Annotated in this window: 29 protein-coding genes and 1 tRNA gene; 23 read left to right on the forward strand and 7 right to left on the reverse strand. The window is 47.0% G+C overall.

Annotated features, from left to right (window positions below; translation table 11 throughout):
- The first annotated feature begins 74 nt into the window (after nucleotides 1-74).
- The 22 genes from V1467_RS11975 (at nucleotide 75) to V1467_RS12080 (ending at nucleotide 19,288) form a co-directional block, all read left to right on the forward strand.
- The gene (locus V1467_RS11975; RefSeq protein WP_416305205.1) at nucleotides 75-950 is read left to right on the forward strand and encodes a hypothetical protein; all 876 of its coding nucleotides are present in this window, start codon (nucleotides 75-77) and stop codon (nucleotides 948-950) included.
- Nucleotides 951-1,208: a hypothetical protein gene (locus V1467_RS11980; RefSeq protein ID WP_416305206.1), complete on the forward strand. Its 258-nt coding sequence runs from the start codon at nucleotides 951-953 to the stop codon at nucleotides 1,206-1,208.
- Nucleotides 1,198-1,563, forward strand: a complete 366-nt coding sequence (locus V1467_RS11985; RefSeq protein ID WP_416305207.1) for a hypothetical protein — start codon at nucleotides 1,198-1,200, stop codon at nucleotides 1,561-1,563. The genes V1467_RS11980 and V1467_RS11985 overlap by 11 nt, the downstream gene beginning before the upstream one ends.
- Before the next feature lie 116 nt (nucleotides 1,564-1,679).
- Entirely contained in the window at nucleotides 1,680-2,849 is a 1,170-nt protein-coding gene (locus V1467_RS11990) for a phage protease (protein WP_416305208.1), read from the forward strand.
- Nucleotides 2,850-2,888: 39 nt separating this feature from the next.
- Nucleotides 2,889-3,815, forward strand: coding sequence for a Mu-like prophage major head subunit gpT family protein (locus V1467_RS11995; protein ID WP_416305209.1), 927 nt, complete (start codon nucleotides 2,889-2,891; stop codon nucleotides 3,813-3,815).
- 92 nt (nucleotides 3,816-3,907) lie between these two features.
- Nucleotides 3,908-4,297: an HI1506-related protein gene (locus V1467_RS12000; RefSeq protein WP_416305210.1), complete on the forward strand. Its 390-nt coding sequence runs from the start codon at nucleotides 3,908-3,910 to the stop codon at nucleotides 4,295-4,297.
- A 13-nt stretch (nucleotides 4,298-4,310) separates the two neighbouring features.
- Complete coding sequence (locus tag V1467_RS12005) at nucleotides 4,311-4,733, forward strand: gp436 family protein (protein ID WP_416305211.1); 423 nt, start codon at nucleotides 4,311-4,313, stop codon at nucleotides 4,731-4,733.
- Entirely contained in the window at nucleotides 4,733-5,155 is a 423-nt protein-coding gene (locus V1467_RS12010) for a hypothetical protein (RefSeq protein WP_416305212.1), read from the forward strand. The genes V1467_RS12005 and V1467_RS12010 overlap by 1 nt, the downstream gene beginning before the upstream one ends.
- A gap of 10 nt (nucleotides 5,156-5,165) precedes the next feature.
- A complete protein-coding gene (locus V1467_RS12015) occupies nucleotides 5,166-5,372 on the forward strand; it encodes a hypothetical protein (RefSeq protein WP_416305213.1) in 207 nt (68 codons plus the stop codon).
- Nucleotides 5,372-6,322, forward strand: a complete 951-nt coding sequence (locus V1467_RS12020; protein WP_416305214.1) for a hypothetical protein — start codon at nucleotides 5,372-5,374, stop codon at nucleotides 6,320-6,322. The genes V1467_RS12015 and V1467_RS12020 overlap by 1 nt, the downstream gene beginning before the upstream one ends.
- A 102-nt stretch (nucleotides 6,323-6,424) precedes the next feature.
- A complete protein-coding gene (locus V1467_RS12025) occupies nucleotides 6,425-6,757 on the forward strand; it encodes a hypothetical protein (protein ID WP_416305215.1) in 333 nt (110 codons plus the stop codon).
- 71 nt (nucleotides 6,758-6,828) lie between these two features.
- Nucleotides 6,829-7,116: a hypothetical protein gene (locus V1467_RS12030; RefSeq protein WP_416305216.1), complete on the forward strand. Its 288-nt coding sequence runs from the start codon at nucleotides 6,829-6,831 to the stop codon at nucleotides 7,114-7,116.
- Nucleotides 7,116-9,746: a tape measure protein gene (locus V1467_RS12035; RefSeq protein ID WP_416305217.1), complete on the forward strand. Its 2,631-nt coding sequence runs from the start codon at nucleotides 7,116-7,118 to the stop codon at nucleotides 9,744-9,746. The genes V1467_RS12030 and V1467_RS12035 overlap by 1 nt, the downstream gene beginning before the upstream one ends.
- A complete protein-coding gene (locus tag V1467_RS12040) occupies nucleotides 9,746-10,354 on the forward strand; it encodes a hypothetical protein (protein ID WP_416305218.1) in 609 nt (202 codons plus the stop codon). Before V1467_RS12035 ends, V1467_RS12040 begins: the two co-directional genes overlap by 1 nt.
- A complete protein-coding gene (locus V1467_RS12045; RefSeq protein WP_416305219.1) occupies nucleotides 10,347-10,982 on the forward strand; it encodes a hypothetical protein in 636 nt (211 codons plus the stop codon). The genes V1467_RS12040 and V1467_RS12045 overlap by 8 nt, the downstream gene beginning before the upstream one ends.
- Complete coding sequence (locus tag V1467_RS12050) at nucleotides 10,979-11,386, forward strand: DUF6950 family protein (RefSeq protein ID WP_416305220.1); 408 nt, start codon at nucleotides 10,979-10,981, stop codon at nucleotides 11,384-11,386. Before V1467_RS12045 ends, V1467_RS12050 begins: the two co-directional genes overlap by 4 nt.
- The gene (locus V1467_RS12055) at nucleotides 11,386-15,114 is read left to right on the forward strand and encodes a phage tail protein (protein ID WP_416305221.1); all 3,729 of its coding nucleotides are present in this window, start codon (nucleotides 11,386-11,388) and stop codon (nucleotides 15,112-15,114) included. The genes V1467_RS12050 and V1467_RS12055 overlap by 1 nt, the downstream gene beginning before the upstream one ends.
- Complete coding sequence (locus V1467_RS12060) at nucleotides 15,114-15,803, forward strand: hypothetical protein (RefSeq protein WP_416305222.1); 690 nt, start codon at nucleotides 15,114-15,116, stop codon at nucleotides 15,801-15,803. Before V1467_RS12055 ends, V1467_RS12060 begins: the two co-directional genes overlap by 1 nt.
- On the forward strand, nucleotides 15,800-16,126 hold the full coding sequence (locus V1467_RS12065; RefSeq protein ID WP_416305223.1) for a hypothetical protein: 327 nt from the start codon (nucleotides 15,800-15,802) through the stop codon (nucleotides 16,124-16,126). The genes V1467_RS12060 and V1467_RS12065 overlap by 4 nt, the downstream gene beginning before the upstream one ends.
- Nucleotides 16,126-18,627, forward strand: a complete 2,502-nt coding sequence (locus V1467_RS12070; RefSeq protein WP_416305224.1) for a hypothetical protein — start codon at nucleotides 16,126-16,128, stop codon at nucleotides 18,625-18,627. The genes V1467_RS12065 and V1467_RS12070 overlap by 1 nt, the downstream gene beginning before the upstream one ends.
- On the forward strand, nucleotides 18,624-18,944 hold the full coding sequence (locus V1467_RS12075; protein WP_416305225.1) for a hypothetical protein: 321 nt from the start codon (nucleotides 18,624-18,626) through the stop codon (nucleotides 18,942-18,944). Before V1467_RS12070 ends, V1467_RS12075 begins: the two co-directional genes overlap by 4 nt.
- The gene (locus V1467_RS12080; RefSeq protein ID WP_416305226.1) at nucleotides 18,941-19,288 is read left to right on the forward strand and encodes a hypothetical protein; all 348 of its coding nucleotides are present in this window, start codon (nucleotides 18,941-18,943) and stop codon (nucleotides 19,286-19,288) included. The genes V1467_RS12075 and V1467_RS12080 overlap by 4 nt, the downstream gene beginning before the upstream one ends.
- 98 nt (nucleotides 19,289-19,386) lie before the next feature.
- Here the strand turns inward: V1467_RS12080 and V1467_RS12085 are convergent, their stop codons facing one another.
- Entirely contained in the window at nucleotides 19,387-19,671 is a 285-nt protein-coding gene (locus V1467_RS12085) for a hypothetical protein (RefSeq protein ID WP_416305227.1), read from the reverse strand.
- Nucleotides 19,672-19,793: 122 nt separating this feature from the next.
- Here V1467_RS12085 and V1467_RS12090 point away from each other — a divergent pair, with 122 nt between their 5' ends.
- On the forward strand, nucleotides 19,794-20,432 hold the full coding sequence (locus tag V1467_RS12090; protein ID WP_416305228.1) for an SOS response-associated peptidase family protein: 639 nt from the start codon (nucleotides 19,794-19,796) through the stop codon (nucleotides 20,430-20,432).
- 107 nt (nucleotides 20,433-20,539) lie between these two features.
- Here the strand turns inward: V1467_RS12090 and V1467_RS12095 are convergent.
- The 6 genes from V1467_RS12095 to ftsH form a co-directional block, all read right to left on the reverse strand.
- Nucleotides 20,540-20,625, reverse strand: a tRNA-Leu gene (locus tag V1467_RS12095).
- A gap of 18 nt (nucleotides 20,626-20,643) precedes the next feature.
- Complete coding sequence (secG, locus tag V1467_RS12100) at nucleotides 20,644-21,021, reverse strand: preprotein translocase subunit SecG (protein WP_416305229.1); 378 nt, start codon at nucleotides 21,019-21,021, stop codon at nucleotides 20,644-20,646.
- Nucleotides 21,022-21,024: 3 nt separating this feature from the next.
- Nucleotides 21,025-21,780, reverse strand: coding sequence for a triose-phosphate isomerase (gene tpiA, locus V1467_RS12105; protein WP_416305230.1), 756 nt, complete (start codon nucleotides 21,778-21,780; stop codon nucleotides 21,025-21,027).
- A gap of 78 nt (nucleotides 21,781-21,858) precedes the next feature.
- Nucleotides 21,859-23,196, reverse strand: coding sequence for a phosphoglucosamine mutase (gene glmM / locus V1467_RS12110; protein ID WP_416305231.1), 1,338 nt, complete (start codon nucleotides 23,194-23,196; stop codon nucleotides 21,859-21,861).
- Between the two features lie 9 nt (nucleotides 23,197-23,205).
- Nucleotides 23,206-24,027, reverse strand: coding sequence for a dihydropteroate synthase (gene folP, locus V1467_RS12115; protein ID WP_416305232.1), 822 nt, complete (start codon nucleotides 24,025-24,027; stop codon nucleotides 23,206-23,208).
- A gap of 73 nt (nucleotides 24,028-24,100) precedes the next feature.
- On the reverse strand, nucleotides 24,101-26,023 hold the full coding sequence (gene ftsH, locus V1467_RS12120; protein ID WP_416305233.1) for an ATP-dependent zinc metalloprotease FtsH: 1,923 nt from the start codon (nucleotides 26,021-26,023) through the stop codon (nucleotides 24,101-24,103).
- Between the last annotated feature and the right edge of the window lie 23 nt (nucleotides 26,024-26,046).

Genomic DNA, 26,046 nt, shown 5'->3' on the forward strand with positions numbered 1-26,046 from the left:
TAATTGCCTTTTTGTAAGACATTCCTGCGTCTTTGATGTATTTTGTCAGTCACTACTAAATATTAAGGATGATTATGTCACAACAACTTAAATGCATTTTTAAGCTTTCCTATAATTCAACCTCAACAGAAGATAATACAATTGACGCGACGGTTCTGGGCAATAGTCTTATTAATATGTCTGCGTTAATAAAAGAATCGACAAAAGTACTTCATGGTGAAGAATCAACGGCTAGAGTGGAAGTCCAAGCCCATGAGCCAGGGTCATTTGTTGTTGAGTTTGCCGCTTGGCTAGATGCAGGTGGTGCAGATGTATTGCAAACATTAGGTATAGTAACAACAGGAGCGGCAGTGTCTATAGGCAATGTATTTGCTGCATTAAAAGCCCTAAAAAATAGGACGCCAGTAAGTAAGTTTGTAGAAGGCGATACAACCAAAATTATTTTTGACGATGGTGAGTCAATATCCATTGCTACAAAAACCGATAAACTAATATCTAACTATTCAGTGAGACAAAGACTGGATCAGGTTGTTAAAAAAGCCGCTGAATATGAAGATGGTGCAACGGTCACCTTTCTAACTGAAGATGACGAAGTTATTGAGCAAGTTACTCCTGAACAGATTGAGTTTTTTAAAGCACCACCAAGAAAAATACTAGCTCAGGAACTCACTGAGGTAGACACCACGAACGTTATATTTACCGTGGTTGCACTAGAGAGCAAAAAAGGTTGGAAGATAAGGTTAGCTAATGGTGAAGAAGTCAGTGCGACAATGAACGATGATAGTTTTATTGAGCGTATTAATAACCGAAAGCGAGAATTTCTTAAAGGTGATATGTTTGAGATTAAACTTAAGACCATTACCAGAGAACTTGATGGTAAATCGTCAATTAGCAGATCAATAGAAGAGGTTATTCGCCATCGGGTGGATAAATCCAGAAAGGTAATATAAGTGCAACCAGATGATGTTTTGGCTCTATCCAAAGCTTTGTTTTATATTTTGCTTATTATTGCAAGCCCATTTATTGCAAGGGTAACGTACACTCTAACGCTACCAATTTGGGTTAAGTTTTTCGCGGGCGATTACCTTGTAATAATGATGGAGAAAGATGGTAAAAAGTTAGAAATCGTTGTAAATAAAAAAGACGATTTCATCGATGAAGTTAATGAAGCCGCCCAAAAAGCGGGGTTCAATGTAGATGAAAAGTAATAAGTCCTTTGATCTATCAATTGCTGGGTGTTCGGGGGCGCTTATTTTTATCGTTAACTCCATAGAGATAACGAAGGCCTATACAGCGCTCATTGTACCGTTAATTCCATTTTGTGTGAGCTTAATTGCTATTGGAATTGAATGGTGCGGATTATCATTGGGCATGAAATCCCTTAGTGCTATGAAAGAAAAAGAATCGTCAGCTCGTTACTATGCTGAATTAGATGCCAAAATAGCCACCTGTGAACAGGCTTTGCAAGCCGATATTACCGATTCAGATAAAGCCAAGTTTCAAAAAAAGCTAACAAGTTATTACGGGCTTAAATTGCAAGATGTAAGAACCACTCTAAAATAACCACTAACCCAGACTAATCCCCTTCCCACTCCATAGCCCGGCACACTGTCCGGGCTATGAAAAAACACACCTTAGTTAGTACATCACTCCAACCAGGAGTTTCCCATGTAACTGCAATGCCAGCAGCGGCCTTGTCTTTTGCTGCCCTGAGTAACCAATCAGAACAGCCGCTGGGTATAGCGGCCTGTTCATTTGAAATTCAGCTCGACCAACCCTGGCAACAAATTCTACCGGGCACCGACTTTAGTGCCTACGATGGTCGCCCCATTGAAATACCAGGCAATAAGTGGCGAATTAATGATGTATCTGGTGCGCTGCTAGCCGCCAAGCTCAACGCCCGAGCAGATGCAGGCCAACGCTTATTATTTGATTACGATCATCAAACCCTGCTCAGTAAAGAAAACGGCCAAAAAGCCCCCGCCAGTGCCTGGGGCAAAAAGTTTGAATGGCGCAAAGGTCATGGACTATTTGCCCAACTCAAATTTACCCCCGCTGCGCGTCAGCACATCAAAGATGAAGAATACAAATTTTACTCCCCAGTGGTGATGTACAACAAAACCACCGGGGAAGTACTCGACCTGCATTCTGCTGCATTAACCAATGACCCAGGGATAAAGGGCATGGCCGAAGCCGCAGCTTTACACAATCAGTTCACTAACCAACCCCCGGAGAACACTCCTATGAACCCAATTATGCTTGCCCTGCTTAACGCATTGGGCCTTTCAGTTGATGATCCTAAACAAGATCTAGAGCCAGCCGCCTTAAAAGCATTGCTTATCTCGGATGAAGCCAAAGCAGGCCTTGCCGCCTTAACCGCAAAAGTGGAAGAACACGGTACCCAAACCACCGAAATTGCAGCATTAAAAGCGCAAGTAGGCAGCGATGGCAATGCCGAACCGGATCCAGCCAAGTTTGTACCGATGGAAACCTATAGCGCGGTGATAGCCGAAATGGCCACCCTTAAAGCCAATCACGACACCATCACTGTTGCTCAACTCATTGAGCAAGCCCAGGACGATGGCAAATTTATTGCCGCCGCTGAAATCCCTTTCCTAACAAAAATGGGTAATAGCGACTTTGCTGCGCTTAAAGCCAATTTGGATGGTCGTGCGTCGATTGCTGCACTGTCTGGCCAAAAGCAAACCACCGAACAAAAACCCGATGCAAAGGATAAAACCGGTGTCGCGGCATTAACGGCGGACCAAAAGTTAATTGCCACCCAAATGGGGATCTCCCATGAGGATTACGCAAAAACTTTAGCCACCGAGCAACAAGCGCAAGCTTAGTACTCGCCCTTACCTATTTAGCCACCAGGAGATTAACCAATGGCAATTGTTACCTCATCCACCCTTAACGCGATCCGCACAGCGTTTCGCAAAAATTTTGAAGACGGAAAAACCAAAGCCGAACCAATGTTTAACGCAGTGGCTACCGTGGTGCCGTCAACTACAAAATCCAATACATACGGTTGGTTAGGCCAGTGGCCAGGCTTTCGGGAGTGGGTTGGTGATCGGGTTTTAAAATCCATTAAAGAGCACGCCTATGCCGTAATCAATAAAGATTACGAGTCAACCGTAGCAGTTGATCGTAACGACATTGAAGACGACAACCTTGGCGTATATGGCCCCATGATGAATGAAATGGGCTATGCCTCATCCGTATTCCCGGACGAATTGGTATTCCCCTTACTAGCCGCTGGCTTCACTACCACCTGTTATGACGGCCAATACTTTTTTGATACCGACCACCCGGTTAATGACGAAGTAGACGGCAGCGGTTCCGACACCAGTTTTGCCAATGCCATCGTTGACGGTGGTTATGTAGGTGAAGCTTGGTACGTACTCGATACCAGCCGCAGCCTAAAACCACTGATATTCCAGGAACGTAAATCAGCCCAGTTTGTCGCCATGGATAACCCCAACGACGAGGCGGTGTTTACCAATAAAACTTTCCGATATGGCGTCGATTGTCGCTGCAACGTGGGTTACGGGTTTTGGCAAATGGCGGTAGGCGTCAAAAAAGAGCTATCCAATCAAACCCTGTGGGATGCCATTAACCTAATGCGCAGCTTTAAAGCCGATGGTGGCCGCCCGTTGGGGCTGGGTAAAAACAAGCTCACCCTGGTAGTACCCGCCAGCAAGTACCAGTTGGCCGTCACCATTAACGAACGTGATCAGATTGATGTCGGTGGCGTCACTGTAAGTAACGAGCTTAAAGGCAAGTTCAACGTAATTTCACCTGACTTTTTATAAGTCAGGCTGAATCTCTACAACCCTTACAACTTTTACAACTTGCCCGTGTTTATTGATGTTGGCGCGGGCCAGTTTTAAACCAGGAGAACATTATGTCTAAGGTAGCAATCGCAATCATTATTGCATCGAGCGTGGCCACGTTTCGCCGTGCAGGCCACGGCTTTACCGATAACGGTACCGCCTTCCCCTCTGACTATTTTACCGATGACCAACTCAAAGCTATCCACGCCGAAAAACGGTTGTCTGTTAAAGAAGTGTCCATCGACGCCATCCCAGATGGGGTGGATCGTTCACCGCTGGATCTCGCTTTACAACTCGCCCGCGATGCGCAATCGCAAGAAGAAGGCAAAAAAGCGCCTGCTGCGAAAGCCCCACCTGCCCCGGATAAAAAACCGGCCACTAAAAAACCGGCGGCCAAAAATGTAACCGACAGCCAGGATGGCAACAAAACTGGCAAGGCCGCCGAACAAGTAACTAAGTAGGGGCAAAACACCTATGGGTTACTGCACCATTGACGACCTGATTGAACGCTTTGGCGAGACTGAACTACTCAGCCTTACCGACCGCGACAATAACGGCGCTATTGACGTCCAGGTCGCCAATGTTGCCATCGAGGATGCCAGCGCAACCATCGATGGCTTTCTGGCAGGCCGTTACGACTTGCCACTTTCTTCTATACCTCCCGTGTTAGTGCGTTTATGTACCGCAATGGCGCGTTACAACTTATACGGCAATGCAGTAAATGAGGTAGTGGAAAAGAACAATACCGCTGCGGTGAATTTTTTAACTGCGGTCGGCAAAGGAGACTTGTTGTTGGGCATGCCCGACACCGACGAATCACCAGCAGGTGATGACGCCATTGAAATGCAAAATGCCGGCACTGTCTTTAACCGCGCTAACAGCACAGGTTTTATCTGATGTTAATCGCCGTTCAAACCCAGATTAAACCGGTATTTAACCAGGTTGACTCAGCGGTGAATATTCACACCGCTATCGCTCAACCCATTAACCAGCCGAGTGTTGCCTATGTTGTGCCGCTAACCGAGCGGCCAGCCCAAAACAGCCGGGATATGGATGTAGGCCAACCATTACAAGAGGTTAACGTTGGCTTTGGTGTCGTGATTGGTTTGCAGAGCATTAATGATCCAACCGGTAGTAAAGGGATGGAGGCATTACAACAACTACGCAAAGAACTGCGCAAAAAGCTGTTTGGTTGGTCACCCGCACCTGACTTTAACCCCATCACACTAGGCAATGGTGATTTAGTCGGCTTTGCCAAAAATGGTCTCTGGTGGATAGACCGGTTTACTACACAAACCTGGTACCAGGGCAATCAATAGGAGTAACAACATGATCATCGTCACCAATAATACCGACAAACCCGTTACCCGTGCAGCGGTCGAATTCCAGCCCGGTGAAACAAAGTTTAAAGACGACCAGTTAAGCCCTGGCAAATTGGCACAAATTAGTGCCCATCCCGCCCTTAAATGGGTAGAGGTTGAAGACCGCCCCACAGACAAGCCTGACAAAAAGCCTAATGCGCAGGAGAAAGAATAATGTCAATTACTCCCGGTTATAAATTCAAACGTAAATTTATCGCAATCGCCATCAAGCGCGCGGAAGACGATAAAGGTATTGATTACATCGCAGCAGGTGCAACCGCACTGGCAATGCTAACTAAAGGCGTCGCCTGTGATCCGTGGCAAACCGAGCAAGTCAGCCGCGAGCTGGACAACGGCACCAATGGCGCAAAACCGGTTATTCATACCGGCGATAAAATTTCCGTCACCGGTGCGGTAGAAATGGCCGGTGCTGGCAGCGTTAATACCCCCGTAGCCTATGCACCTCTGTTACAAATGTCCGGTTACGACATTAAAACCGATGTCGCAACCGAAGTAAGCCACAACCGTATTTTAAACGCTGCCAATGAGCTAGACGGCACTATCTACTTTTACTGGGAAGGCATGTACCACATTTTGCTGGCCGGTAAATGTACATTAACCACTGCCGGAAAAATTGGCGAGTTGGGCTACCTCAACTTTGAAGCCAAAGGCATATATGGCGGTACCCTTGCTGGTGCAATTCCTACCGATGCCGACTTTGGTGCATTTGTACAACCGGTGGAGTGGAGCAAAGCCAACACCACCTTTGTGCTCGATGGCCAAAACCTCAATATGGTTGAATTTGAAAGCGCCCTAAACAATGCCATAGAGCATGACGAAGGTACCGAGCAAAACCAGATCTTCATTAACGATTGGAACGAAGAGGGCAAGTTCATTATTGAAGCCCCTGCCCTGGGCACGTTCGATCCGTTCGCTATCGCTAAAGCGGGCACCTTGCTGCCCTACTCGCTCACCCACGGCACCGTGACGGGCAATATATTCAAGCAGGCCAGTAGTGGCATCCAGCTAATGAATCCAGTCCCTGCCGAATACAAAGGCAAACAGGCCTGGGATATCCCATTCAAGGTAATTGGTGGCCACGAAACGATTATTACCACCCAATAAACGCGGCCCGCATAAGGGCAATAAAGAAGGCCGAAGGATGCAAAACGGCTAACACCCGCCATGGATGGCTCCCATAAATAGAGATTAAGTTGAGAGAGCGAAATGGCTTATAAACGCAGCAAACGTCTAAAACAAGTTCGATGGCCAGTAAGTGTTTTTGAAGCCCGAGATGGTGGCAAAACCGAAGAATTTGAGATTTTTTTAATCTTTGAACAACTTGGGCAAAAGGAAATGTCTGCCCGCTGCGCTCGTCAAACCAAAGCCCAGTTTATTCAGGGGGTGACATCAGATTGGGAAGGTATGTTAGATGAATGTGATAGCCCAATCCCATTTGATAAAGCGCTTTTCGCTGACTGCCTTGATGACGCCAATTTTGTACAAGCTAGTTTTGATGCATACCAAAACATGGTGCTCGGGATTGCAGCAAAAAACTAGAAGGGGCGGCTCGTTATTGGGCAAATGGGCCGGAAATTCCCCAGCAAGAAATAGACGAGCTGATTGCCCAAATGCGTGAAATGGGCGCACCCCAGCAACGTATTGATCAGGAAATGGCCCGTTATATCCCGGATGACAATTTTGAAGTATTGGAAGAAAACTGGGACGCACTAATCTGGTTTTTAGAGGTAGACGATCTGCTGCGTTGGCATAACAAAGTGTGTCTAGGCTTGGATTTACTAGCGATACAGGCAGAGGTGCAAATGCATGAGCGTCAATTTTCGCATCAACAATTTGGTCAAGTACGGGTGTTAGGTCAGGTAGCAGCCCACGAGTTGAATAAAAAGGTGAAAAAATAATGGCTATGCGTTTATCTGTTATTTTCAACGGGCAGGATAAAAGCCTGACGAAAACAGCAAAACAAGCCGGAAACGAGCTTGGTGTTGTTGCTAATAAAGCCAATGATGCTGATAAGGCCATTTCACAAATAAAGAATACCGTGACGGGTATGGCGGGGATATTGGCAGGCGCGTTTGCAGCTAATCAACTGGTTAGTTATGCAGACGAAATGACGCTGGTAAACAATAAAATTCGTGATGTTGCTAGCAGTGAAGGTGATCTATCCAAAATCCGCGAACAGTTGCTAGATGTTTCAAACGCTACAAGAACGTCTATGTCCAGTACTACAGAGCTATACGCCACATTAAGTCGCAATGCGGGAACGTTACTTGAAAATGAAACAGCACTAATAGGCATAGTCGATACCGTTAATAAATCATTTGCTTTAAGCGGTGCCAGTTCTCAGGCTGCCAATGCTGCAATCATCCAGCTTTCTCAAGGTTTGGCGGCAGGTGCGTTACGAGGCGATGAATTTAACTCTGTTGCAGAGCAAGCTCCTGAAATACTAAAAGCAGTAATGAAGCAAACTGGACTAACAAAAGGAGAATTACGCGACTTTGCTGCCGAAGGAAAAATATCATCAGAACTTCTCATTACGTCGCTGCAAAACTACGCCAGTGAAGTAGACCGCCGTTACGCCAGAGTAGAAGCAACCATAGAGCAAAGTTTTACCATCGCCAGAAATAATTTAATGGCGTATATAGATGAAGAAAACCGAGCCGCCAACGCAAGCAAGGTGGCAGGTGAGGCGATTGTTGGCCTGTCTGAAAATATTGATGTTATAGCTGATGCTGTGTTTGTTGCAGCCGCTATATTTGGTGGTCGATATGTTTCAGCGCTTGCTTCAGCTGCTATCGCTAAAGGCACATTATTAAAAACTACCTTATCAACTACACCAGCGGTAACTGGACTAAGCGCAGCATGTGGTGTACAAGCCCGTGCAGCTACTGTCGCCAGTGTTGCCAATAACGCTTTGGCAGTGAGTGCCAGAGGAGTAACCGCAGCAATGGGGATTTTAGGTGGCCCCGCTGGTGTCGTTTTTGCGGCTGCATCAATGCTGATTTACTTCTCCGGAGAAGAGGAAACCGCCACCGAAAAAACCAGGGAGCACAAAGACGAACTGCAAAAATTAATAGATAAGTACATCAAGCTTAACAATGTGGGTCGGCAGATTGAAATTCAAAAGCTCACCCAGCAAGAGGTAGAAGCTAGAAACCAATTAATTGAACTGCAAAGACAATATGCAGAAGAGGAAAAACGCCAGCAAGATCGTCGCAACAATGCAGCCCCTGCGACTAATCAATTCTCCGGCATCAGTCAAATTGCTAATGATGCACAGGAATTAGGCAAGTTGAAGGCTGCAATTGACGAAGTGGAGACCAAACTCAACAATTTAAGCGATAAAAAAAGTTCTCTATTTCATGCCACGTTAGATGTTGATGAAATAAACACTCAAATCAATGAAGTTAATCAGGCTTTCAAAGCAGGTGATACCCAACGCTTGGATGCAGCAATAGCGTCCTTTAGAGATGAAACCGAAGCATTTGATCGGGAACTGCAATTGCGTTCAGCAGTTCAGCGCGGTCAATTAAGCCAGCAAGAGGCTGACTTGTTAACCAGCTTGTACCGTAAACAAGATGCGTATACCAACCAATATCACCAGATAAAACAGTCGATTGAACAGTTTTACAATTCAGAAATTGAAAAAGCTAAAGGTAACGCCGATCAAATAGCGCAGATAGAACAAGAAAAATCAGATCGCTTATTCGAAATAAAACGTACTCACCAAGATGCCGAGCGCTTACTTGTGGCCGAGTATCAGGCAGAATCCGAGGCTAATAATCTCGGTTTTTGGGAAAGAATGCAGCAACACATGCGCCAAACATCTGAAAATTTTGATGTTATGTGGGGCAATACATTTGATCGCTTTACCGCAGGTATTGGTGAAGCGGTAAGTACGGCGGTTACCGAGGGACAAGACTTTGGTGAGGCCATGCAAGGTATAGCCAAAGGGGCAATTAAATCTGTAATTTCTGGATTAGTTGAAATTGGCGTAAAAAAACTCGCTCTGTGGGCTATAGAAAAAACAATTGCAACTACAGGTGCCGCTACAAATATTGCTACTGCGGCAGCAACTGGAACGGCCATAGCTACAGCATATGCTCCGGCCGCAGCAATGGCATCCCTCGCCAGTTTTGGGGGTAACTCCATCCCTGCAATGGCAGGAATAACCAGTACTATTGGTCTGGCTGAAGGGTTGTCAATATTAGGTATTGCACACGATGGTTTACCAATAGTGCCAGCGTCACACGAGGGTACCTACTTATTGCGCCGTGATGAAATGGTACTAAATCCTAAACAACGCGAAAACTTTGAGCAAGTAGTAGCGGCAACGACTAATAATAACGGCGGCAATAGTTACCAATTTAATCCCAATATAAATATTGATGCCAAAGGTGCGCAACCAGGCATGGAAGCAGTAATCGAAGCACGCGTTCGTGCCGCATTAGAAGAATACGATGCCAGATTACAGCAAGACTTTGCAGGCAATGGCCCTCGTAGCCAAATGCTATCCGGGAGGGCTGCATAATGGCTGTATTCACTTTCCCCGACTTACCCATTAGCCGTTGCTCATATGTAATTGTGTTTAATACCAGTATGGGCACCAGTGAGGTGTCCGGCCACGAATACATAACCGAAAACGCCGGAGAGCGTTGGGTTGTAAGTTACTTGTTTAATGTACTGACGATGCAAGAGGGTTTAGCACTTCGCGGCCACCTAAATAAGTTGCGTGGCCCGGTTAACAAAACAAAATTACGCGACCCTGTTTATCAACATCAGGGCAATTGGTCAGGCAGTCCTGTTGTGGATGGCACGGGTCAATATGGGCTTTACGTAGATGTACGAGGATTTACGCCCAACACATTGGTTGCCTACGCAACTGACCGTTTTATGTTAGGCACAAAACTGCACGAACTTACCGATGACGTAATCAGTGATGCCACAGGCCGCGCCCGTTTGTACGTGGCCAATGAAATAGCCGATTTAACCAGCGATGGCCAAATTATTATTACAGAACCATCGCTACTACTAACAACCAGCCGCTGGACAGATCCAAAGCAAATCCAGCAATTATCCGGCAATCGCCGTTTGTATCGTAACGTTAAACTAGATTTTATCGAGTCTCTGCATGATTAGTCGTTTACTTAGCCCTACCATGTTGGCCGCTGCTACCGCCAGCCCATCAAGATTACTAGCCTTTTTAGAAATGGACTGGCCATCAGGTTGGGTGCGCTGTCACTCGGGAGTGGGTGAACGCATATATAACGGCAATAGTTATTTAGGAGTCGGCGAATTTGGCGGCATTGGCGAAGTAACCGAAAACTCAAGTGACGGAGCCAACCGCTTAAACCTGAGCTTAAAAGTAATGGACCCTACATTAATTAATGTGGTGTTGAATGAAGATCCAAACGGCCGAGACTGCTTTATGCACCTGGTGGCACTGGATGAACACCGCCGCATTCTGGAAGGCCACGATTACTTTTTTGATGGCGAAATGGTGGATGTAAAAGTAAAACGTGGCGATGCCGCCAAACAAATTCCAGCCATTATCAATATCCCGTTGGGCGATTGGTTTGAGCGTTGGGCTACTGCCCCTGAAGCAGCGCGTACTACCGATGCCGCACAACAGTTTTTACATCCAGGCGATCAGTTTTTTGACCAATGCGAAATTATTGCAGGCAGCCCGCTACATAGCTTGCCGGTTAAAAACAACGGTAACGGTGGCAGTTTCCGCGGTAAAGACAAGTGGAAGGATTTAACATGAGGTTACCCAACTGGCAATCCAATTTAAACCACTACATTCGTAGCAATTTAACCACGCCATTTGCTTGGGGAACATTTGACTGTTGCCTGTTTACCGCCGCCGCAGTTGAAGCCATAACAGGCACCCACCCCATCCCGCAAATTGTAGGCCGCTACCGCACCGAATTAGGCGCGGCTCGTGCCTTAAAAAAGTACGGTAAAGGCACCATTAAAGCCACGTTAAACCATCTATTTGGCACACCTAAACCACGTTTACAGGTTTGTCGTGGTGATGTGGTCTTGGTAGAAACATCATTAGGTGACACCGCCGGTATTGTGATGGGTGGGCAAGTTTGGGTAGCTACGCATGAAGGTTTATCAACCTGCCCTCTTACCCTGGTCAAACTTTGTTGGGAGGTTAAATAATGCCTCCAGTAATTGTTGGAGTAGCTGCTTATGCAGGAGCAACAGCCGCCGGTTACGCCGTTGGTACCGCAATTGCCATCGGTGTAGCTGCCGCAGTTGGTACCGTTGCGCTAACCGAAGCAATGAAGCCAGACTTGGGTGATACTGGGGTCGATACCACCAATTCTCAGGCATTAACTACTGCTGCAAATCAACCCCGTAAAATAATTTATGGTTTGGCAGTAGTAGGTGCGCAATTGGTAGGGTATGCCGACCCTGTTATATCTGGCCAAAAATATGATGTTATGGTTTTGCATATTGCTGGCCATCCCTGTGAATCCGTCGAGATTTACGAAATAGAGGGCAAAAGTGCAGCCAGTTTAAGCTCAGTTGTAACCAGTACTTTTTATACAGGAGAACAAATTACCGCTGATCCCACTGCCCTTCAATATGTACAAGGATGGACAAACAATCACATTGGGTACGACCAAACCTACGCAGTATTAAAAATAAAACGGGATCCAAACAGATTCCCACAAGGGCTAAATGAAACTAAATTTTTGGTAAAGGGCAAACGGGTTTACGATCCGCGCAAAGATGACACAGCCGGAGGCAGTGGCGCTCACCGAATCGATACACCAGCAACTTGGGAATGGAGTAACAACCCCGAATTATGTGCAATTGATTATTGCCGGTTTCATGGCTATAAACCCCAGCCTAACCGCCGCTTTGATTGGGACTTTGTCGCCCAAGCCGCCAGTTATTGTGACGAAGAAACCGCATATTATGATCGCGATGGCACCCCCCAAACCGAACCCCGCTTTAGCTGTAATGGCGTTTTAACCAACGCACTACGGCCCGTTGATGGGCTAAAGAACATCATGGACAGTTTTGGTGCTAAGCCATACCGTATAGGCGGTAAAATTTATATTAAACCCGCCATGTATAGTGGCCCCGCAACCTTAACCATAAAAGCGCAATCGGGTACTACACTGCCTAACTACCGCCCCCACCGCCCCGAAAAAGAAAGATGCAATACCGTACGTTGTCAGTACGTCGCACCCGATAAAAAGTGGCAGCAAACTGATGCTCCGGTTGTTGCAAATGCTGTATACAAAACAGCTGATGGTGCACACCTGGAACATGACTTAAAGCTGTTAATGGTGACCAGTGAAACCCAGGCACAGCGTTTGGGTAAATTGGCACTGGAACGCAACAGGGCAGGATTTGTAGCTAATCAACCATTGCCGGGGTTGCGGTTAGATGTAGTCGCGGGCAGCAACCTAATTTTTGTTGATCCGGAAAGCGGCATTAGCAAAGAATTTGTTGTTGAGGAAGCCAAACACGACACTAGCCGCAGGGAAACTTTAGTAACACTGGCCGAGGATGGCGAAGCCATCTACCCCGATGACTTTACCCCAAGTCAGGGCAATTTAACCCCCAACACAACATTGCCTGACACGACTAATGTCAACGAAGTCACCGACGTTGTTTACACCGAAACTCCGGCAGACAGTTATCGCCAAGGCATATTATCCTGGCAACACCCTGTGCCTGCATCGGTCGTTGGCCACACCGTCACCATTAAAACCGATCCTGGCGGTGTTGTTGTACAAGAGCTGCACCCCGTTGGCCAGCAAGCTGACATTAACGGTCTGCCAATTGGATCCTATTTAATTACCGTAGCGCCGCGTAACCGTTTTGGTCGCACGCCAGATGATTTAACCGAATACAGTCTGGCCATTGGCGTTATTGTTACGCCAACCGGCCTACCCAATGTTACCGCCAAGCCTGGCATGATTAGCGTAGAGCCGCCCACCCCATTGGCCACCAACACCACTTACGAATGGCGCTGGCATACCAGTGTCGATGCCACCGTGATACCCGCCGGTCAAAACCGCGCCCTGGTACTGAATAATATTGTTGAAGATGTCACTTACAGTATCGAATACCGGTTAGTAACGCCGACCGGCGAAGGCGATTGGATAGAGATCGAAATAGACGGCGTTGAACAAACACTTTATACATGGCTAGCCTATGCCGACGACGATACCGGCACCGGTATTAGTTTAGATCCAACAGGTAAGGCGTATTACGGCGTTGCAACCGGCCGCACTGTTGCCACTGCCAGCATTGCAGATCCGGCAATATACACCTGGCTACCCCAAGCTGCTGGCGGCGGCGAACCGGCCATTAGCGGGTGGTTGAGCAACACTGTACATGCTGTATCTGTTGCGGCAGATGGCACGGGCGGCGACTATAGCGGAGCGGCAACCACAATATCTATTTATGTGGGTTTGGTGGATGACAGCATGGCGTGGAGCATTTCGGCCAGCGCCAGCAGCGGCGTAACCGGTAGTTTAACCGGCCGCACATATACTGTTAATGCAATGAGTGTAGACCAGGGCTACGTAGATTTAACCGCCACCCGTGAAGGTTACAGCGACATTACCCAGCGCTTTACCATTGTTAAATTGCGTACCGGGGCAGATGGCGCCGCTGGAGTGCCCGGCACACCCGGTGCAGACGGTACAACAACGTTTACCTGGATACGTTATGCCAACACTGCCGCTGGCGGTGGCATAAGTAACGATCCAGCGGGTAAGGCGTATATTGGCTTTGCCTACAACAAAACCACCGCCACCGAAAGTACCAATCCCGCTGATTACACCTGGTCAAAAATACTCGGTGATGATGGACAGGACGGCCAAGACGGCATACAAGGCCCACCCGGTGCAGACGGAACACCGCGTTACACCTGGATAAAATATGCCGACAACGCAGCCGGGAGCGGCCTTAGCAATAGCCCAACCGGTAAAACTTATATCGGCATTGCCACTAACAAAACCACAGCTACCGAGAGTACCAATCCCAGCGACTATACCTGGTCAAAATATGTGGGTGACGATGGCCCCCAGGGCGTACCCGGTACTCCAGGGGCCGACGGCACACCTCGCTATACCTGGATCAAGTACGCGGATAATGCCAGTGGCGGCGGCATTAGCAACAATCCAACAGGTAAGGCGTATATTGGTTTTGCCTACAACAAAACGACATCGGCAGAAAGCAGCACGCCCGGTGATTATGCGTGGTCCAAGATTTTGGGTGAAGATGGCAGTGACGGCCAAGACGGTATACAAGGCCCGCCGGGTGCCGACGGCACGCCACGCTACACCTGGATAAAATATGCCGACAACGGCAGTGGTAGCGGATTAAGCAATAACCCTACAGGCAAAAAATATATTGGCATTGCTACCAATAAAACCACAGCAACGGAAAGCAGCTCTGCGGGTGATTACACTTGGTCAAAATATGTAGGTGAAGATGGCGTCGACGGACAAGATGGTCAAGATGGTCAAGATGGCGGAATAGGCCCACCAGGGCCACCTGGCCCAATTGCAACAGCCCGTACTTATTCCGATAGTGGTTCTTCAAACAGTTTACCTGGGGGAAGTTGGCAAACGTTGGTCAATCTATCTGTGCCAGCGGGCACCTGGGATTTTGATATGGAAGTGCAGGCCAATGCCAGTAATGTGACACTAGTTACATTGAAGGTCAGATGGTTAAAAAATGGATCAGTAAATGGGGGTTATGAAGACACGGATATCAGTAAATTTCCAAGTGTTAGCCTGTCATACCACAACGTATCAACGATAAGTGCAGCAAGTTACCAATTGCAGGTTTATGCATCAAATTATGTGGATTCTGGTAGTGCATCAGGTTATTTAACAGCTGTGGAGCAACTGTAATGCCAGCATTCACGGTAATCAAAAACAACGTACAACAACGTATTGTTAAATTGCACGACAAAACAATCGATGATGCCCTCGTCACCGCTGAAGCACAACTAACTGCCGAATTAACAGAGGGCGAAACGTTTGTGGCCGGAGCCTACCCCAAAGACCTATTTAAATTTGTTGATGGCGAGCCGGAAGAGCTAACTGAGCAAGAAGCCGCAGCCCTGCGCCCTAACATCAGGCCACCTGCGCCGGATGTATTGTTAGACAACGCATTAATGGATATTAAAAGTGCCGGTTTAGCCACACTGGCCACACTGCCCCCAGTAGATGCCATGTGGACGGCGGCCGACGCTAAAAATGCCATCGACCAGGCCGCAGGCCGCGCGCGGTTTAGAGTAGTTAGCCAGGGTACGTTAATCGACCAAGAATACGCCCTATTAGCCTGCCGCATAAAAGACTGGCGCACCGCTGGCAGCATTGCAGGCAACGTGCCTGCAATGCTGCAAAACTACGCCACCAATACTAGCCAGACTGCCGAAAATGCCGCGCAACAAATAGAGATCCAGGTAAGCGCGTTTGAAGCATTTTTAGAAACCACCCACAACATAAGGCATGCCGGTAAAGCCGCCATTGATGCGGCCGAAACCGATTTTTGCGCAGCAGCAGCACCCTATATTAGTGAGTTGGATTCACTATGAGCGATGTAAATTTTATTGACTTCGATTACCCCGATTTACACATAAAAGTGCGCGCCGAGCTACAAACAGTGCCCTTACGTATTTTTATTGATGATGAGGAAGAGTTCAACGCGGTCACCACAATCAACGCTGCCGGGGCAGGAGAAGGGTGGGTAAAACTGCTACTTATCGACAAAAGCAAACGGCATAGAACAAAGCAAGTACACGAAGCTATCCAGCGGACGATGTTAAGAATGGGATTCCCCTTGCGCTTTAACCAACGCGTTAAAGCTGGGAAGTTCATCACCACTCAACGCAAAATCAAAATTAAGAGGAAGTTATAATGGCGACAATTGCAGGCTTGGTCAGCGGACTGTCGCCGCTTGACGTTGTTAAGATAAATGTCAATCCAATTTCGTCAGCGTGGACTCCGGAAGCCAAGCGTACATTAGTTAAAGGGCCTACCTATACAAACCCTAAAGGTATTCTAGAAAACTGGTCAACAAACACATTTATTCCCAGCCTGGAAATAATGCCACATACAGGAGGTGGACACTTTGGTTATGCCGGCAATGAAATGCCCTATTTTGCCTTTAGTGACTTAGATTGGCATTTGGGTTATTTGCCAACCGAGATGACGGACGATGCTGTAAATAGTATTTTGCATCCTGTTTATACCGTTAATACCACACCGGAAAACCTGCCATTTAAGGCTACACATACCTATTGCAATGTCCACTATTTACCTGACTTGGATAGGATTTACGTTGGTACAGGGTCTGATTGGTACGGTCCGAGTTTTGATCAGGGGTATCGATACGAATATATAGATGACGCATTTCAGCCAAGTGGTGCATTAATTACAACTGGTCCCTGGCTAGTTGATCACAATAAGTTTGATTCGACAAAAACCGGCGGTGAAACAGGAACCGGCGTTGATCCAACCGATATTGGTGCGGAGTTGTTTGATAACCGGGACTTCGTTGCCCGAGGATTAGACAATGTAAATGGAAGACGTTCTGTTGCATATGGCAATAAAGTTTGGCTGTTCGACAATAATAATTACAATATTATTGAGCAATCTTTTGGTGTGACCAGACTCACCGACACAACGACAGTTTATGCGACTAATAACAGCCAACTTGGCAATATTAGCCAACTACTTTATATCCCGCACCTGCACATATTAGTCGCACTTTTACATAACTTGGATCATTTATACTTTTACGATTTAACGGCGAATGTAGGCTCCTTTCAGACTATTGAAATAGATACCAGTGTGGCCGGATGGCCAGCTAGCGTTGGCTTTGGTGCTACATACGACTACGACCGCAAAGTTATAGTCATGTGGGAAGGTGAATCGGATATTTGGGAGTTAAGTGTCCCTGATAATTTGTTCCCTGCCAGTTTCGCTCTTCGTAAACTAACCCTCAATCAAACCGTCACTGGCGACAATACAAACGGTGTACAAGGACGCTGGCATTACGTTGGTAGTGGTGCCTTATGTGGTGTAAACGACGGAGAGTTAGGTAATGTATGGTTTGCACGGGTCGCAGCGGATACCCCCCATCCACCAGTTAAGAGCAAATCTGACATAACACCATCTAGCCTACTGAAATCATTGTCTGTTACTCCGTTAGCAATCATCCCTATTCTTAGTAGTGCCGGTACCACTGTTTATGACTTTGTGTCCGAAAGTGATTTAACGATAAATGGATCACTGACAACCCATAACGGCATTCCCGTGTTGGATGGCGGGTTAACACTGCCCGTTGATATAGGTGACCTGTCCGCCACCGGTATTACCATTGTTTTTGGAGTGTTTAAAACCCCGAATGATGGCGGTAGCCAATTTGTGAAATCGTACATTTTGGAGTCGGCTGATCAATCTACGTTTCAACAAGGGGTTAATCCCTATGATGGGAAATACTATGGCAACTTAGTAAATACACGTCCCTGGTTTAGTGATGCTGCAACCGAGTTTGCAAGCGTAGTTATTGCCAATGATGGTGCTGGCAATACTATCGTTTGTTCAAACGGAGATATACGCACCAGATCAGAAACTCCAGGATTAAATATTGGTAATAATCCACTGATTGGTGATTCAACCGACAAACTGGCTTACATAATGATTTTTGAAGGTGCGGTATCCGCCGAGGAAGCGGTTCAATTGTCAATATCCCCTTACGACACGATATTTGAAGCCAATTCAGTAGATACCCGTGACGGCATCTTTGATATCAACGCGGCCATCTCTGCCATTTTTAGCGGCAACAAAATAGCTAATGGAAATCTGGACGTTGCTGCACAAAGCACTGCCAGCTTTACAGGGCAAAAAGTCGCAGTAGGTACCTATTCAGTCAATCTGAGCGCCTCGGTCAGTTTAGACGGTACTAAAATATCCCAGGCAGCCTGGCCCATTAATGCAACGGTTAACACCGGTTTAAACGGCGTTAAAACTGCATTTGGATCAATGCCAATTGATGCCGCGGCAACGGTTAATTGGCTGGGTTCATCGCTCGATATCCGCTTAGGTAGCTTTAATGTGTCGGTAGCGGCATCGGTAAACTTCGCGGGCAGTAAGGCCGCCGCAGGGGCATTGCCCATAACCGCTCAAACCAGTAACGAATTCTCCGGCCAAAAAATTGCACTGGGCACAATAACACCGGCGGCAACAGCCAATGTCAATTTTACAGGTGTCAAAACCGCTGAAGGCTATTGGCCAGTTGTTAATTCAATAGCGGTGTCCTGGGTGGGCATAAACGGCGCAACACCTATTCATAAAAACATTATTCAATTGCAGGCCGTTCATCCTGGCCCAGTCATACTAAAGGGGGTCGCATGAGCTTTCAAAACGACGCTATCGAGTTTGTCATTCCAGTTGTCGATAAATCCGGCAATACCATCGATGCGGGCGACTATATCGACGCAGTATTTCGCATAGGCACCATTACTGGTGTGGAGTTGTTTAGCGCGCAACTCGGAAACGGCATCAGTGTTGTGGATGGTGCATTTCACGTCACCGCGCCAAGCACCGCCACAAATCATTCAGGCCGCGTACTCTACGAAATGCGAGTCTGGACGACACCAACGAGCAGTAAAACCATCCTGCAATCAACCGACAATTTTGTCACAACAACAATTGGGAGCACACAACCATGAACCTAACAATAGCAGGCAAAAACCTATTATTATCCGGAGCCTTTAACCCGGCAACAATCGTTGCAGCGCTGTTTACATCTGCTGACTATGATAACGATGAAGTAACAGGCGGGACATATGTACGGCAGGCGGTCACTTATGAAGCCCCGGCCGAAGGAGTATTACCCACCGATGCTGAAAACCTCGCTGTATTTGGTGTACCTGCCGGTACTGCCATAACCCACGGCGCACTGTATATTGGCGCTACGCAAATAGCGGCCGGGCCAGTTACCAATGAGTCTTATACTGGCGCGGGCGAATATCGATTGGTGGATGCGGATATTACATTATCTGACGTGGCATAAGAGTGCCCCTCTTTCGAGGGGCTGGATTTTATACTGGCAATTCCGTTGCCACGATCCCACTGGATCGTATAAACGTATAGATGACTAATACTGCAATGTCAAAATTGTGGTGGTTTAGGCGATAAATCTAGTTCATATGTAAAATATTGTCGTTTATTGAAGCGATTAATCGCTTGCTGTGGAGTCAGCAATACGCCGGTCATTGCATCATAGTAATTTTCATAAATTACATTCGGATCAAACGTCAGTTTTTTAGGAGCTATGGGCAATTGTTTTACGCGCTCTACCCAGCACGTCCAATGGGCAGGGCCACGAGTAGTCCAAATGATACCCGGCATTAATTGGCTTTTACAAAATGGGCAACAGCGATCAAACTCAGACACAGTTTTTCAGCTTTTATAGCAACAATGATCACACTATATTAGTACATTAGTATTGGTACAAAAAAGAGTGAACAAGTATGTGCGGTTACGTTGAGATAAACGGAGAACGACCAGGCAAGGTAATGCAAACCCCTGACTTTAGAGACATCTTAGAACCGGGTTTTAAACGCTATTATCCCGCGTTTGGAGGGAATGCAAATCGCAAGATTGACGCATGCATTGAAGAAGACGGAACCATTAAACCCATAACTGCCACCTGGTGGTATGACTGTACTGAAAATGGCAACACAATCGAACCAGGTGAACGAACAACGTTCAATGCTCGAAACCTAGACAGTTCATATTGGAAAGGGGCAGTTAAGCATAGGCGCGCTATCGTCTTTGCAACGGGTTTGGGTGAATCTAAACGGGTGGGTAAAACTAAGCACCAATACTACTTTGACAGCGAAGAAGTATTTGCCCTCGGCGCCTTGTACAGAACGTTTGAAAATGGTTGCTATAGCCTGGCAATTATTACAAGGGACTCCCATCCAAAAATGGAGCCATACCATGACAAAGCTTTTCCATGCTTCTTACCAAACGATGAAGAGTTTTTAAAGCTGTGGCTATCACAGGATGTTGAGCAGCACCCCAGACTTGATTACGTTCTCAACAACCCCACACTCTACCCCACTCTGCACGTAACAAGAGTTAAAACATTCAAAGATAAAGTACCGATGCCAAGCTTCACACCCACTACATTGCAAAGCGACGTGGCATAGTTAATTGTTCTCAAACTAACCCGCGATTGTTCTCAAACTAACCCGGCGGCTACATTAAAAAACAAAAAAGGCCGTAACGAAAAACGCTACAGCCCTTTATTTATATTTGGTGCGGATGGGGGGACTTGAACCCCCACGAGCGATGCTCACCACCCCCTCAAGATGGCGTGTCTACCAATTCCACCACATCCGCAAATTTTTTTACCGATAATTATTCGGGAATATTATTTTCCGGCTTAGGATCGGCAGCGGGAACATCACTGGCTGGCACATCAGTGTCTGCAGGCTGTTCTTCAGCAGGAATTTGTTGAACCGCACTACTTTCAAGATTTTGCCATTCGTCTACCTGTTTTTCTTGCGAGCTGGACAAATTACCGAGAATCAAGCTAATCACAAAAAATAGCGTTGCCAGGATTGCCGTGGTGCGGCTCATAAAATTGCCGGAACCGCTGGCACCGAAAACGGTATTGGAGCCGCCCGCGCCAAAGGACGCGCCCATGTCAGCGCCTTTACCTTGTTGCACCAGTACCATACCAATCAACAACAGGGCCACTATCAAATAAACTACAATCAATACTTCGTAAAGCATGCTTTACCTCAACTCGTTTGCCGCTTGGCAAATCTTAATAAATTCTTCCGGTTTCAGACTGGCGCCTCCAACAAGGCCCCCGTCTACATCTGGTTGTGCAAATATACTGGACGCATTCGCGCCGTTCACACTGCCGCCATACAAAATAGTTAATCCTTGAGCGACGCTGTCATTTCTACCTGCAATATGCTGGCGAATAAACTGATGTACTTCCTGTGCCTGTTCTGGTGTCGCGGTTTTACCTGTGCCTATGGCCCAAATAGGCTCATAAGCCAAGACCAGATTGGCAAAATTATCCACACCAACTCTATCCAGCACGGCATTCAGTTGCTCGGCTAAAAACTCGAACAATTGCCCGGCATCCCGGATTTGCTCGGGTTCACCCACACAAAAAATCGGTGTTAACCCGGCATCAAGTATAGTGGCTACTTTTTCCGCTACTAACAGGTTATCTTCAGCGTAACTTTCACGTCGTTCGGAGTGACCGACAATGACATAATCAACCTTTACTTCTTTAAGCATTGAAGTAGAGATTTCACCGGTAAACGCACCGCCAGATTTATCACTAACGTTTTGTGCACCTTTACTAAAGGTTTCGGCCTTTAATAAAGGTAGATAAACCGCAGGTGGGCACACAATAACTTTTACATTGGTGAACGCTGCATTATCCAGTGCTTGCGACATTTTTTCTATCAACGCCAGGTCACCGTTCATTTTCCAGTTACCCGCGACGATTAATTGTCTGTTTTGTGGTTCCATTTTGACTCCACTAAAAAGCGGGCGAGATATTATCTAACCCGAGGTAAAGTTACAAGTAGAACAATGGGCTTTTTAGCTTCATGCCGAGGCTTTTTTCACTTCATCAGCAATATGTTGCGCCCATTTATCCGAAGTAGCAGCATCACGGGATTCCACCATCACTCTAATAAGCGGTTCAGTACCGCTTTTACGCAATAATACCCGGCCGGTCTCCCCCATTTCTGTCTCAGCGGTTTTTACCGCCTGGATCACTACAGGATCAGATTGTGGTGAACTGCCTTCACTAAAACGCACGTTAATCAGTGTTTGCGGATATTTTTCCATTCCTTGGCTCAACTCATACAGTGACATCTCCGCATGTAACATGGCGGTTAACACCTGCAGACCAGCGACGATACCATCACCGGTTGACGTTGCGTTCAGGTTGATAACATGACCTGAGCTTTCTCCTCCGATAGTCCAGCCTTTGGCTTGCAGTAATTCCATCACATAACGGTCACCGACTTTGCTGCGCTCAAACTGAATGCCCAGCTTGCTCAACCCCATTTCGAGACCGAGGTTACTCATTACAGTACCCACTACGCCACCATTCAATCGACCTGACTTTAATGCATCACGGGCAATAATATAAACAATCTGGTCACCATCGAGGATATTGCCTTTATGATCGACCAGCATAATGCGATCGCCGTCACCATCAAGTGCAAAACCCAGATCCGCTTTCTCGCTCAACACCAGTTTGGTGATGGCATCCATGGATGTTGCGCCCACTTCATCGTTGATATTTAACCCATCCGGCTTAGTGCCAATTTCAACAACCTCGGCACCCAGTTCACGCAATACATTTGGTGCGATGTGATAGGTAGCACCATGCGCGCAATCCACCACTATCTTCAGACCGGTGAGGGAAAGTTCGCTGGGAAAATGTCCCTTACAAAATTCGATGTAACGCCCGGCGGCATCATCAATTCGACTCGCTTTACCTAGTTTGTCGGAAGCCACGCAAACCATTTCCTGCTCCATCATGGCTTCGATCGCAATTTCAATATCGTCGTCCAGCTTCATGCCATCGGCAGAGAAAAACTTGATACCGTTGTCGTAATAGGGGTTATGCGAGGCACTGATAACAATCCCGGCCTCGGAACGAAAGGTTTTGGTCAGATAAGCAATTGCCGGCGTCGGCATTGGACCCAATAATCCGATGTTAATGCCGGCGGCGGACAATCCGGCTTCCATCGCCGATTCAAGCATATAACCGGAAATACGGGTGTCTTTACCAATAAGTACTTTATTGGTTCCTCTCCCTGCCAGTACCTTACCGGCAGCCCAACCCAATTTGGTAACGAAATGAGGATTTATCGCGCTCTCGCCAACTTTGCCGCGGATCCCGTCAGTACCGAAGTATTTTCTTGCCATATTTTTCCCTTAAATAGCTTTTACTGCTTGTATAATTTTTATTGCGTCAACTGTTTCAGCCACATCATGTACCCTGATTATCTGCGCCCCTTGCATCAAGGCGACGGTAGCAGCCGCAATACTGGCCGCCAACCGCTGTTTGGTATCGCGGTTAATCACGTTGCCAAGCATGGACTTGCGTGACATGCCTACCAGCAAAGGTAATCGCATTTGGTCAAACTGTTGTAAACAAGCTAACAATTGATAATTCTGTTGCTGATTTTTACCAAATCCGAATCCCGGATCCAATATTATTTTATCTCGACTGATGCCAACCTTTTCACATTCCAGGACCCGCTCTTGCAAGAACGACAGCACATCGGCAACGACATCGCCATATTCCGGATTATGCTGCATAGTACGCGGCTTGCCTTGCATATGCATTAGGCAAATCGCTACGTCAGCCTGTTTAGCTGCCTGAAGCGCCCCTGGTTCCCTTAGCGCGCGGATATCATTGATCAACCCAGCTCCCGCTTTTACGGCTTCAGTCATCACCTGGGCTTTACTGGTATCAACCGACACCACGCAATCAAATTCCCGGCAAATAGTCTCTACCACAGGTATCACCCGGTCCAGTTCCTGCTCAAGGGTTACGTCAGCAGCGCCTGGCCGGGTAGACTCACCACCGATATCAATAAAATCAGCGCCTTCGTCAAGCATCTGTTTGGTGTGATTTAACGCGGCATCCATATTGGTAAAACGGCCACCGTCCGAAAAAGAATCCGGCGTCACATTCAAAATGCCCATCACTCTGGGCTGCGTCAAATCGATCGTTTTATTGGCAAATTGCATGTACAGGTAACTAGCTGGTCAGTAATGTGAAAGGATAAACAAAAGGCGCCCGTTTTGAGCGCCTGAAGATTATTTAACCTGGAATGTCGCCCGGTTTATTACTAGGCGTTTGTACCTGAGGCTTGGTATCGGTTGGTGTAGCACCACCTGTGGGCTTGTTATCATCACGGCTATTCCAGTCCGCCGGCTCGCGTACATCGGTGCGTGCCATCAAGTCGTCAATTTGCAGGGCATCAATGGTTTCATATTTCATCAATGCTTCTTTCATTGAGTGCAGAATATCGATATTTTCTTTGAGCAAACGTTCGGCTCGATCATAATTGTTATCGATCACTGCCTTTATTTCAGCATCGATGGCTCGCGCTGTTTCATCTGACATATGCTTGGCTTTTGCCATGCTACGGCCCAAGAAAACTTCACCATCTTCTTCCGCGTACAACATGGGCCCCATTTTGCTGGACAACCCCCATTGGGTCACCATCTTGCGGGCAATATCGGTAGCGCGTTCAATATCATTTGATGCTCCGGTAGTGACTTTTTCATCACCATAAATCAGCGCTTCGGCAATCCGCCCACCAAACAAACTGGAGATCATGCTTTCCAGATGTTGTTTGGAATGACTGTATCTGTCCTGCTCCGGCAAATACATGGTCACCCCTAAGGCACGGCCACGGGGAATAATCGATACTTTATAGACAGGATCATGTTCAGGTACCAAACGACCAACAATGGCATGTCCGGCTTCATGGTAGGCCGTCATGGCTTTTTCCTCTTCTGACATTACCATCGACTTGCGCTCGGAGCCCATCATGATTTTGTCTTTAGCCTTATCGAACTCTTCCTGCGATACGGTACGTTTGCCACCACGAGCAGCAAACAAAGCGGCTTCATTGACCAGATTGGCCAAATCCGCACCGGAGAATCCAGGCGTACCACGAGCAATAACCGATGCCTCAACATTGTCGGCCAGCGGCACTTTACGCATATGCACTTTGAGAATTTGTTCACGGCCACGAATATCGGGTAATCCAACAGTGACTTGACGGTCAAAACGACCGGGGCGTAACAATGCAGGATCCAGTACATCAGGACGGTTAGTGGCAGCGATAACAATAATGCCTTCATTACCTTCAAATCCGTCCATTTCGACCAGCATCTGGTTCAATGTCTGCTCGCGTTCGTCGTGTCCACCGCCTAAACCGGCACCACGCTGACGACCCACTGCATCGATCTCATCGATAAAAATAATACAAGGGGCTGATTTCTTTGCTTGTTCAAACATATCCCGCACACGAGATGCACCGACACCAACGAACATTTCTACAAAATCAGAACCTGAAATAGTAAAGAACGGCACTTTAGCTTCACCGGCAATAGCTTTAGCCAATAAGGTTTTACCTGTTCCTGGTGGTCCCACCATTAAAATCCCTTTAGGAATTTTACCGCCCAATTTCTGGAACTTGGACGGATCGCGCAGGAAATCAACCAACTCTGATACGTCTTCTTTGGCTTCGTCACAACCTGCCACATCGGCAAAAGTAGTTTTGATCTGGTCTTCACCCAATAAACGCGCTTTGCTTTTACCGAAAGACATGGCGCCACGACCACCACCGCCTTGCATCTGGCGCATAAAGAAAATCCACACACCAATCAACAACAACATGGGGAACCAGGATATAAAGATAGAAGCCAGGAACGATGACTCTTCTGGCGGCTCACCAATCAAACGGACATCGTGTTTGATTAAATCATCAACCAACTGGTCATCAAAATAAGGAATATAGGTAACAAAACTTTCACCTGAACGTTTGAAGCCTTTAATTTCCCTTTCGTTGATGCGAACTTCACGCACCTGCCCTTGCTGTACTTCTTGTACAAACTGGGTGTAGTCCATTTGCCGGTTTGACGAATCACCGGGCGTAAAACTCTGAAAAACGGACATCAATACCAATGCGATGACCAACCAAAGGATTAAATTTTTTGCCATATCACTCAATGTCGTGACCTCTATTTAACTCG

The organism is Neptunicella plasticusilytica (genome assembly GCF_047922965.1).
Lineage (GTDB): Bacteria > Pseudomonadota > Gammaproteobacteria > Enterobacterales > Alteromonadaceae > Neptunicella > Neptunicella plasticusilytica.